This is a genomic window from Phenylobacterium sp., from assembly GCF_031360265.1.
Taxonomy (GTDB): domain Bacteria; phylum Pseudomonadota; class Alphaproteobacteria; order Caulobacterales; family Caulobacteraceae; genus Phenylobacterium.
This window is the reverse complement of the sequence record NZ_JANMBF010000137.1, coordinates 23,227-32,637: the sequence shown is the minus strand read 5'-3', so window position 1 is coordinate 32,637 and position 9,411 is coordinate 23,227. Positions and strand designations below refer to the sequence as shown.

Here is a 9,411-nt window from a genome sequence, read left to right as displayed (position 1 = left end):
GACCCGGAGATCCAGGACGACGACGGCGAGTCCTTCCACCTTCTCGGATTGATCCAGGAGCGCCTCGACGATGTTTCCGAGGAAGAAGACTTCCTCGACCTCGACCCCGACCAGCTGATCGCCCGGCTCTGCGAAGAGCTCAGCGTGGAAGCCGCCAGGGCCGACGCCGTGCTGGCGCCGCACAAGGCTGTGGCCTCGGCCGCCCCGCCGGAGACTGGCCCTACCCCGGGCGCGCGCCCCAACGGCCACGACGCCCCGCCGCCGCCCGCCAACACCTCCTGATCGGCGGGTCCCCGCGACGACGCCAAGGCGTATCGACCTTCAGCGGTCTTGGGGCCAGCGCTCGAAGCCCTCTCCCCCTTGCGGGGAGAGGGTTGGGAGTGGGGCGCCGACGCGGCTTTGCAGGGGCTGGGCGGCGGACTCACAGCTTGCACCCCCACCCCTGACCCCTCCCCCGGCAAGGTTGACGTTGGGGCTTCAACGCAATGGCCGAAGGGTCTAGGCGCCCGCCATCTGGCGCGTCCCGGCCATGCGGGCAAGGCGACCGTGGATGATCTCCTCGGCCTCGCGGACGATACGGTGGATCAGTTCGGCGCAGGTGGGGATGTCGTGGATCAGGCCCTGGATCTGGCCGGCCGACCAGATACCAGCGTCGTTGTCGCCGACCTCATAGACCCCGCGGCCGCGGGAGCCCGCGACCAGTTCGCGGACATCCTCGAATTTCGCGCCTTGTTTTTCCAGCGCCACCACCTGCTGGCTGATGGCGTTCTTCGCCACCCGGGCGGTGTTGTGCATCGTGCGGAAGATCAGCTCGGTGGCGCGTTCGTCGTTGGCGACGATCTGCTCCTTGATGTTCTGGTGGATCGGGCTTTCGACCGTGGCCATGAAGCGGGTGCCCATGTTGATGCCCTCGGCGCCCAGGGCCAAAGCCGCCACGAGGCCGCGCGCATCGCCGAACCCTCCGGAGGCGATCATCGGGATCTTCACCTTGTCGGCCGCCGCCGGGATCAGGATCAGCCCGCCGACGTCGTCCTCGCCCGGGTGGCCGGCGCATTCGAGGCCGTCGATGGAGATGGCGTCGACGCCCATCCGCTCGGCCGAGAGCGCGTGGCGCACCGCGGTGCACTTGTGGATCACCTTGATCCCGTGCGCCTTGAAGTGGTCGACGTGCTCCTGCGGCTTGTAGCCCGCGGTCTCGACGATCTTCACACCCCCGTCGATGATCGCCTGGCGGTACTCGGCATAGGGCGGCGGGGTGATCGCCGGCAGGATGGTCAGGTTGACCCCGAACGGCTTGTCGGTGAGCGCGCGGCAGCGCGCGATCTCCTCACGCAGCTTGTCGGGCGTCGGCTGGGTCAGCGCGGTGATGAAGCCCAGGCCGCCGGCGTTGGCGACCGCGGCCACCAGCTCGGCGCGCCCTACCCACTGCATGCCGCCCTGGACGATGGGATGCTCGATCCCGAACATCTCGGTGAACCGGGTCTTCAGCGCCATGGGTCGTCCCTCCAAACGATTGTTTGGACGACACTGAACCCGCGATCCTTAGGTCAGGCAAGCCCGTGTGTGATCGCCGCCCCTACTGCAACCCCGCCCGGCCGATGGCGTAGAAGCGCTTGGCGCGCTGCTTGCGGATCTCATCGGGGGTGAACCCCTCCAGCGCCTTCAGTTCCTCCTCGACGGCGTCGCCGACCGCCTGCAGGGCGGCTGACGGGTCGGAATGGGCGCCGCCGGGGGGCTCGGGAATGATCCGGTCGACGATCTTCATGCCGAGCAGATCCTGGGCGGTGATCTTCAGCGCCTTGGCCGCCTCGCCGGGGGTGCGCGCGCCGCGCCAGAGGATCGAGTTGGCGCCCTCCGGCGGGATCACCGAATAGACCGCGTGCTCGAGGATCAGCACGCGCGACCCGCAGGCGATGCCCAGCGCGCCGCCCGAGCCGCCCTCTCCCGTGATCACCGCGACCATCGGCACGCCCAGCATCAGGCTCTTTTCGGTGGACCGCGCGATGGCCTCGGCGACGCCGCGCTCCTCCGACGCCACCCCCGGATAGGCCGCCGTGGTGTCGACAAAACTGATCACCGGCAGGTTGAACCGCTCGGCCAGCTCCATCAGCCGGATCGCCTTGCGGTAGCCCTCGGGCCGGGCATAGCCGAAGTTGTGCTTCACCCGGGTGACGGTGTCGCGGCCCTTCTCATTGCCCATCACCACCACCGGGCGACCGCGAAACCGGCCGAGGCCGCCCATGATCGCCTGGTCGTCGGCGAACTTGCGATCACCGCGCAGCTCGACGAACTCCTCGATCAGTCCGGTGGCGTAGTCGACGAAGTGCGGCCGGTCGGGATGGCGCGCGACCAGGGTCTTCTGCCAGGCGTCGAGCTTGGAATAGGCGTCGCGGCGCATCGCCTGGGCGCGGGTCCGAAGGGCCTCGATCTCAGCATCGAAAGCCCCCGCGCCGGCCGACTCCGACAGCTTGGACAGCTCCTCGATCTTGCTTTCGATGTCGGCGATGGGCCGTTCGAACTCAAGGTAATGCACAGCCATCCGGGGGTCAGTCCTTCGCGTCGGGGAAGCGGCGGAAATTAGGCGCGATGGCGCCCGCTCACAAGGGCGCCGCCGGGCGAGCGCGGTTCCGCCGATGCAACCGAGCCCCAGGCCAGCGTGTTGTTGGGGCCTAAGACGCCCGAACGTGTCGACCCCGCCCGAGCGTCGCAGGACAAACGGAGATCACCATGAACAAGCCCTTCAAGATCGCGATGGCCTCCGCCCTGGCTCTCGCCACGGCATCCCCGGCCCTCGCCCAGTACCAGTACCAGGACCAGCCGCAGTATCAGCCAGCGCCGCAATACCAGCCGACGGAGCGCTATCAGGACGATCAGCGACGCTATCAGGACGAGCGGGCGGACTATGAAGCCCGCAAGGAGGCCTACGACGCTCGCCGCGACGACTATCAGGCCAAGCGCGACACCTACGAGATGAGCCGCGCCGGCTATGACCAGGCGCGTGCGGACTATCAACGTCGTCGGGCCGACTGGCAGCGCGCCCGCGCCGACTATGACGCCCGCTACGGCTATGGCTCCTACAGTCGCGCCTATGGCGCCGAGCCGGTTTGGGATGGCTCACGCTGGGTGGCTTACGAACCGGCCCCGGCGGCGAGCTACTACGGCCGCGACACCGCCTACACCGCGCAGACCGGCTGCCGCAGCGACAACCGCTCGGCCACCACCGCCGGGATCATCGGCGCTCTGGCCGGCGCGGCGCTGGGTTCAAACGTGGCCGCCAGTGGCCACCGTACAGGAGGGGCCATCCTGGGCGGCGTCGTGGGCGCGGGCCTTGGCGCGGCCGTCGGCAACGCCAACGACAAGTTCAAGTGCGACAGCCGCGGCCCCTACTATGGCTACAACGACACCGTGCCGTATCGCGAAGCCTATGGGTACGGCGAACGCAGCGGCCAGTACGACAACCGCGACTACCAGCGCATGCGCTGCCGCCTGGCGGCAGCGCCGATCGACAGCGACGGGCAGGACTACCGCTACGTCCGCGTCTGCCCGGATCGCAACGGTCGTTATCGGATCACCGGCTGACCGCCCAGTCTGATCACCTCGGCGGGAGGGCCGTCGCAGTGACGGCCCTCCGGTCACGCCTCAGCGCTTGCGTGACAGCGGGTGCTTGGCCGACATCACCTCGGCCAGTCGCTCGCTGGCCACATGGGTGTAGATCTGGGTGGTGCCGATGTCGGCGTGGCCGAGCAGGGTCTGGACAACCCGCAGGTCCGCGCCGCCCTCCAGCAGGTGGGTGGCGAAGGCGTGGCGCAGCACGTGTGGGCTGACCCGGGCCGGGTCGATCCCGGCGTCGGCGGCGGCCTCGTCCAGCAACTGGGCGACCCGGCGCGGCGTCAGGCGGCGCGTCCTGCCGCGCGAGGCGAAAAGCCAGGGATTGGCGGCGTCGCCCTTGGGCAGGAACCCGGGCCGCACCTCCAGATAGGTCTTGACCGCCGCCCGCGCCGCGAGATTGAGCGGAGCCAGCCGCTCCTTGCCGCCCTTGCCCTTGACCATCAGATAGGCCGGGTCGCGGGCCAGCGCCGCCAGCGTCAGGCCGGTCAGTTCTGAGATCCGCAGGCCCGAAGCGTAGGCCAGTTCCACCATGCAGGCGAGCCGCAAGCCCTGGGCCCCGTCGCGGGCGGCGGCCGCGGCGATCAGCCGGTCGACCTCGTCGCGGCTCAGCACCTTGGGCAGCGAGCGGCCCCGGCGCGGCGCCTCGACGCGGCGCGAGGGATCGTCCGGCCGCCAGCCCTCGCCCAGCACGAAGCGATAGAGCTGGCGCAGCGCCGCTCGACGCCGCGCGGCGGTGGCCGGCGCGAGGCCCCGGGCGCCGAGGGCGGCGAAATAGGCCTCGATATCCTCGGCGGCGGCGTCGGCCAGGTCCCGGCCCCGGCCGGCCAGGAAGCCGGCGGCGTCGGCCAGGTCTCGGGTGTAGGCAGTCAGCGTGTTCGCCGCCGCGGCGCGCTCCACCGACATCATCTCCAGGAAGGCTTCGGCCCAGTCTCGCCCCTGGCCGCGCCCTTGGCCGGTCACTTCAGCCCCACGAGACCTTCGAGGGCGAAGGCCCGAGCATCCGCGTCAAGTCCGACGGCGTGCAGCGCCTGGACGATCCGCACCCGGTCACCGATCGCCGGGCCGGCCGGGCCGGCTTCGGCGCAGGTCCAGAGCGAGAGCAGCGCGGCTTCGCCCATCAGCTTCTGCCGGCCCGCCGACTCCAGCGCCAGATCGCGCCCGACCGGCGCCTTGCCCTCGGGCAGGCTCAACCCGGCCATCAGACCTCGGGTGTCCGGCGTCAGCCGGTTTTCCAGGGCCAATGCCAGCAGCGCCGCGGCCTGGGCGCGGGCGCGGACCTTGGGCTCGGCGGCCTGGGTATCGGTGATCAGGGCCATGACCTCCGCATCGGGGGGCGGGCGCCCCTTGGCCGCCGCCGCCGCGAAGGCCGCGAGATCGAGGGGGACCGCGGCGGGATCGAACGCCGGATCGCCAGGGTCGGTCGTCGCCAGCGCCGCGGCCACCGCGGGCGACGGTCTGGCGGTCGTCAGGTCCAGGCCAAGGTCGCGGGACAGGGCGTAGTCGAGGCCGTTGCGCAGCGACGCCGAACCCGGGTTGCCCAAGCCGGCGAGCTTGGCGCCCATCAGCCGGGTGAAGATCGGATCCTTCACCTGCGCCTGGGCAAGATCGAAGGTCAGCCAGGCCTGCGCCTTCTCGCCCGCTATCGCCTGGCAGAAGGTGCGCAGCTTGAGCCAATAGACCTCGTCGCGCCCGACGCTGAGGCCGCTGGAGATCTGGCAGGCGCGAGGATCGTCGCTGGACAGCAGCGCGCTTTCCGCCGCCGCGCGCGCCAGCTCAGAGCTGCGGTCGAGCCCGGGCACGTGCGCGAGAACGGCGGCCGCGGCCTTCGGGTCGCCCTGGAACATCAATGCATTGCCCCGCGCCGCGGCGAGCGCCGGATCGCGTCCCGCGCCTGCGGGACCCGGTGCGCCGGTGGCCAGGATCCGCCGCGCCAGCGCCGACCCGGCCGGCGACAGGGACTTGGCGGCCAACAGGGGCAGCACGCTCCGCGCGGTCCGCGCCGACGCGCCGCTCCAGAGCTCGGGCGGCAGACCGGTGGATCTCCCAGGCGTGGTGAAGGCGTCCGGAGCCGCCAACGGCGTGACCTCGACCTGCTGGGACGCGGCCTGCGCGGCGACCCCATGGGCCGATCCGGCGAGCAACAGGGCAAGGGCGAAACCGGGGAGACGCGACATCTGGCGATCATAGCCGGCGCCGGAAGTTGGCGCGAGAGCGCGCGGTCGTGTAAGCCTTGGACGTTCATGGACCGCTATGCACCGCTGCGCCTTCGCACCATCGCCCTCGTGGGCCTGATGGGAGTCGGCAAATCGAGCGTGGGCCGCAGGTTGGCCAATGCGCTGGACCTGCCGTTCCGCGACGCCGATCTTGAGGTCGAGGCCGCGGCTGGCCGCTCGATCTCCGACATCTTCGCTGACCTGGGCGAGGCCGCATTCCGCGAGGGCGAGCGCCGCGTGATCGCCCGGCTGCTCGACGAGCCGCCTCACGTGCTGGCCACCGGAGGCGGCGCCTTCATGAGCCCGGAAAGCCGCGCGATCCTCAAGTCCCGGGCCGTGACGGTCTGGCTGAAGGCCGACCTTGAGGTGCTCGCCCGGCGCGTCTCACGCAAGGACACCCGACCGCTGCTGGTCGGCAGGGATCCCCTGGAGGTGCTGACGGACCTCGCCGAGGCGCGCTATCCCGCCTATGGCGAAGCCGACATCATCGTCGAGACCGGCGACGCCGCCCACCACGTTACGGTCGAGCAGGTGATCCGGGCGCTTTCGACCTATCTTGAGGACCAGCCGCCCCCCCATCTTGAGGACCAGCCTCGATGACCGCGACCGTGGCCGTGGGGCTGGGCGAGCGGGCCTATGAGGTGCTGATCGGCCCCGGCTTGCTCGACCAGGCGGGCGAGCGGATCGCACCTCTGTTGAAACGCGCGCGCAGCGCCGTGGTCAGCGACGAAACGGTGTGGGGCCTGCACGGCGCCCGGCTGACGGCTGCGTTCGCGCGCGCCGGCGTCGCAGTGATGCCGATCGTCGTGGCGCCCGGCGAACAGACCAAGAGCTTCGACGGTCTGGCCGAGGTCATCGACCGGCTGCTGGCGCTGGAGCTCGACCGCGGCGACCTGATCACTGCGTTCGGCGGCGGGGTGGTTGGTGATCTGGCGGGTTTTACGGCCGCCATCTTCAAGCGCGGCGTCGGGTTCGTGCAGATTCCGACGACCCTGCTGGCGCAGGTGGATTCCTCGGTCGGCGGCAAGACCGCCATCGACACGGCGCGCGGCAAGAACCTGGTCGGCGCCTTTCATCAGCCAAGGCTGGTGCTGGCCGATCTCGATGTGCTGGCCACCCTGCCCGATCGCGAGATGCGCGCCGGCTATGCCGAGGTGATCAAATACGGCCTGCTGGGCGACGTCGGCTTCTTCGAATGGCTCGAGGCCCACGGAGCCCAGGTGCTGGCGCGCGAGCCGGCGGCGCTGGCCCACGCGGTCGCACGCTGCGTCGAGATCAAGGCCGAGATCGTCGCGGAAGACGAAACCGAACAGGGCCGCCGCGCCCTCCTGAACCTTGGACACACCTTCGGCCATGCCCTGGAATCAGAGACCGGACACGGCCCGGCCCTGCTGCACGGCGAAGCGGTGGCCGCCGGCCAGGCGCTGGCCTTCCGGTTCTCGGAGGCCCAGGGGTTCTGCCCCACCCAGGAGGCGCGGCGCGCCACCGCCGCCATCGCCGCCGCGGGCCTGCCGACCGGCCTGCCGCAGGTTCCCGGCCATCCGTTCGCCGCCGATCGCCTGGTTCGCCACATGGCGCAGGACAAGAAGGCCGACGGCGGCAAGCTGACCTTCATCCTGGCCCGGGGTCTGGGCCAGGCGTTCGTCGCCAAGGACGTGGATGCGGGCGCGGTCACGGCCTTCCTCTTGACGGAAGGAGCCCGCTGATGGGCGCGATCCTGGCTCTGGCGCCGATCGTCTTTGGCCTCTTGGCGATCTCGGCCCTGTTCTCGGCCGCCGAGACCGCGCTCACCGGCGCGAGCCGCGGGCGCATGCACCAGCTGGAGCGCGAGGGAGACCGCGCCGCGCGCCGTGTCAACCGGCTGCTCAATGACCAGGAGACGATGATCGGGGCGGTGCTGCTGGGCAACAACCTGATCAACATCCTGGCCTCGGCGCTGGCCACACAGGTGATCACCCGCGCCATCCCCGGCGCCTGGGGCGTCGCGGCGGCCACGGCGGTGATGACCGCGCTGGTGCTGGTGTTCGCCGAGGTGCTGCCCAAGACCCTGGCGATCCTGCGCTCCGACGACGTGGCCCGCTTCCTGTCTGGCCCGGCCCTGGTCGTGGTGCGGGTCGTCGGCCCGATCATCTATGCGATCCAGTGGATGATCCGGAAAACCCTGCGCCCCTTCGGCGTGCGGATGGACATGGAGATGGACGTGCTCGCCGCCCACGAGGAAATTCGCGGCGCCGTCGAATACCATCACTCCGAAGGTCTGGTGGAGACCGGCGACCGCTGGATGCTGGGCGGCGTGCTGGACCTGGCCGAGATGGCGGTCGGCGAGGTGATGGTCCACCGCAAGGAAATCTCGATGATTGACGCGGGCCTGACCTCGCGCGAGATCCTGGCGGCGGCGCTGGAGAGCGCACACAGCCGCATGCCCCTTTACCGCGACGATCCGGAGAACATCGTCGGCGTGCTGCACGCCAAGGACCTGCTGGGCGCCATCGCCGCGGCCGATGGCCGGATCGACGCCATCGACATGGCCGCCATCGCGCGCGAGGCCTGGTTCATTCCGGAGACCACCAGCCTGAAGGAGCAGCTTGCCGCCTTCCTCAAGCGTCGCGCCCACTTTGCCCTTGTGGTCGATGAATACGGCGCGCTCCAGGGGCTGCTGACCCTTGAGGACATCCTCGAGGAAATCGTCGGCGAGATCGAGGACGAGCACGACGAGGCGATCGCCGGCGTCACGGCCGCCGAGGACGGCTCGGTTTCGGTGGACGGTTCGGTGACGATCCGCGATCTCAACCGGGCGATGAACTGGGACCTGCCGGACGAGGAGGCGGTCACCGTCGCCGGCCTCTTGATCCACGAGGCGCGGACGATTCCCGACGCCGGCCAGAGCTTCACCTTCCACCGCCAACGCTTTGCGGTGCTGGAACGCAAGGCCAACCGCGTGACCCGGCTGCGGATCTGGCCCGCGGTGGCGCGCGACGACGATTAGATTCAGGGTTCCGGGGAACCCAAGAGGCGGCAGGGTCGTTGGGCAGAGCCTGTTTCGAACCGGGACAGGCCGCAGTTGCGGCTTGCAACCGCCGCAGCCTGGCCCAAAGTCGCGTTCCGCGCCTGTCGCACCCACGATCTTCCTGACAAATCTTTGTTTTTTCTTGTGAACCCCATGCATTTGCCTGTGAACACGAAACCTGTGGCGAGCCCGGGGTTTGGCCGATGACTGAGATTGCCGATCTGAAGGGTCTGCGCGTCCTGGTTGTGGAAGACGAAATGATGGTCTCGATGATGATTGAGGACATGCTCTGCGACCTGGGCTGCCATGTCGTCGGTCCGGCCGCGCGGCTCGACGAAGCCATGGATCTGGCCCGGGCCGGCGGGATCGACTGCGCCTTGCTGGACTTGAACCTTGGCGGCCAACCGATCTTCCCGCTGGCGGACCTCCTGCGCGAGCGAGGCCATCCCATGGCCTTCGCCACCGGCTATGGCGACGCGGGCCTGCGCGACGTCGATAGGGGCTGCCCGGTACTGCAAAAGCCGTTCCGGGAGGGCGATCTGGCCCGGGTGCTGGCCGAGCTGCGAGCGGCCGTCGGCTGAA

General features: G+C 70.0%; 10 protein-coding genes. 6 read left to right on the top strand and 4 right to left on the bottom strand.

The genetic code is table 11. From position 1 onward, the window contains the following. A partial coding sequence (locus RMN86_RS12680; RefSeq protein ID WP_309606207.1) for a hypothetical protein occupies positions 1-282 on the top strand: 282 nt, incomplete at its 5' end. Between the two features lie 216 nt (positions 283-498). On the opposite strand, the gene RMN86_RS12675 is transcribed toward RMN86_RS12680, so the two are convergent. Beyond that, a complete protein-coding gene (locus RMN86_RS12675; protein ID WP_309606206.1) occupies positions 499-1,494 on the bottom strand; it encodes a nitronate monooxygenase family protein in 996 nt (331 codons plus the stop codon). Positions 1,495-1,576: 82 nt separating this feature from the next. Then, the gene (locus RMN86_RS12670) at positions 1,577-2,539 is read right to left on the bottom strand and encodes an acetyl-CoA carboxylase carboxyltransferase subunit alpha (protein ID WP_309606205.1); all 963 of its coding nucleotides are present in this window, start codon (positions 2,537-2,539) and stop codon (positions 1,577-1,579) included. A gap of 188 nt (positions 2,540-2,727) precedes the next feature. On the opposite strand from RMN86_RS12670, the gene RMN86_RS12665 reads away from it, so the two are divergent. Further along, positions 2,728-3,579 carry a glycine zipper domain-containing protein gene (locus RMN86_RS12665; RefSeq protein WP_309606204.1) on the top strand — a complete coding sequence of 284 codons (852 nt, stop codon included), beginning with the start codon at positions 2,728-2,730 and terminating at the stop codon, positions 3,577-3,579. A 60-nt stretch (positions 3,580-3,639) separates the two neighbouring features. Here RMN86_RS12665 and RMN86_RS12660 read toward each other — a convergent pair whose 3' ends face one another. Both RMN86_RS12660 and RMN86_RS12655 read right to left on the bottom strand, forming a co-directional pair. Then, positions 3,640-4,569 (bottom strand): tyrosine recombinase, encoded by a 930-nt coding sequence (locus RMN86_RS12660; RefSeq protein ID WP_309606203.1) that lies wholly within the window; start codon positions 4,567-4,569, stop codon positions 3,640-3,642. Beyond that, positions 4,566-5,783 carry a hypothetical protein gene (locus tag RMN86_RS12655; protein WP_309606202.1) on the bottom strand — a complete coding sequence of 406 codons (1,218 nt, stop codon included), beginning with the start codon at positions 5,781-5,783 and terminating at the stop codon, positions 4,566-4,568. Before RMN86_RS12655 ends, RMN86_RS12660 begins: the two co-directional genes overlap by 4 nt. Before the next feature lie 66 nt (positions 5,784-5,849). Here RMN86_RS12655 and RMN86_RS12650 point away from each other — a divergent pair, with 66 nt between their 5' ends. The 4 genes from RMN86_RS12650 to RMN86_RS12635 all read left to right on the top strand — a co-directional run bounded on the left by RMN86_RS12650 (position 5,850) and on the right by RMN86_RS12635 (position 9,410). Then, positions 5,850-6,422, top strand: coding sequence for a shikimate kinase (locus RMN86_RS12650; protein WP_309606201.1), 573 nt, complete (start codon positions 5,850-5,852; stop codon positions 6,420-6,422). Then, positions 6,419-7,528: a 3-dehydroquinate synthase gene (gene aroB / locus RMN86_RS12645; protein WP_309606200.1), complete on the top strand. Its 1,110-nt coding sequence runs from the start codon at positions 6,419-6,421 to the stop codon at positions 7,526-7,528. The genes RMN86_RS12650 and aroB overlap by 4 nt, the downstream gene beginning before the upstream one ends. Beyond that, the gene (locus RMN86_RS12640) at positions 7,525-8,808 is read left to right on the top strand and encodes an HlyC/CorC family transporter (protein ID WP_309606208.1); all 1,284 of its coding nucleotides are present in this window, start codon (positions 7,525-7,527) and stop codon (positions 8,806-8,808) included. Before aroB ends, RMN86_RS12640 begins: the two co-directional genes overlap by 4 nt. Positions 8,809-9,032: 224 nt before the next feature. Further along, the gene (locus RMN86_RS12635) at positions 9,033-9,410 is read left to right on the top strand and encodes a response regulator (RefSeq protein ID WP_309606199.1); all 378 of its coding nucleotides are present in this window, start codon (positions 9,033-9,035) and stop codon (positions 9,408-9,410) included. The last annotated feature ends 1 nt before the right edge of the window (position 9,411 follow it).

Coding starts and splice junctions, on each gene's coding strand:
- RMN86_RS12670 (WP_309606205.1), bottom strand. CDS start 2,539: ATGGCTGTGCATTACCTTGAGTTCGAACGGCCCATCGCCGACATCGAA.
- RMN86_RS12655 (WP_309606202.1), bottom strand. CDS start 5,783: ATGTCGCGTCTCCCCGGTTTCGCCCTTGCCCTGTTGCTCGCCGGATCG.
- RMN86_RS12635 (WP_309606199.1), top strand. CDS start 9,033: ATGACTGAGATTGCCGATCTGAAGGGTCTGCGCGTCCTGGTTGTGGAA.
- RMN86_RS12650 (WP_309606201.1), top strand. CDS start 5,850: ATGGACCGCTATGCACCGCTGCGCCTTCGCACCATCGCCCTCGTGGGC.
- aroB (WP_309606200.1), top strand. CDS start 6,419: ATGACCGCGACCGTGGCCGTGGGGCTGGGCGAGCGGGCCTATGAGGTG.
- RMN86_RS12675 (WP_309606206.1), bottom strand. CDS start 1,494: ATGGCGCTGAAGACCCGGTTCACCGAGATGTTCGGGATCGAGCATCCC.
- RMN86_RS12665 (WP_309606204.1), top strand. CDS start 2,728: ATGAACAAGCCCTTCAAGATCGCGATGGCCTCCGCCCTGGCTCTCGCC.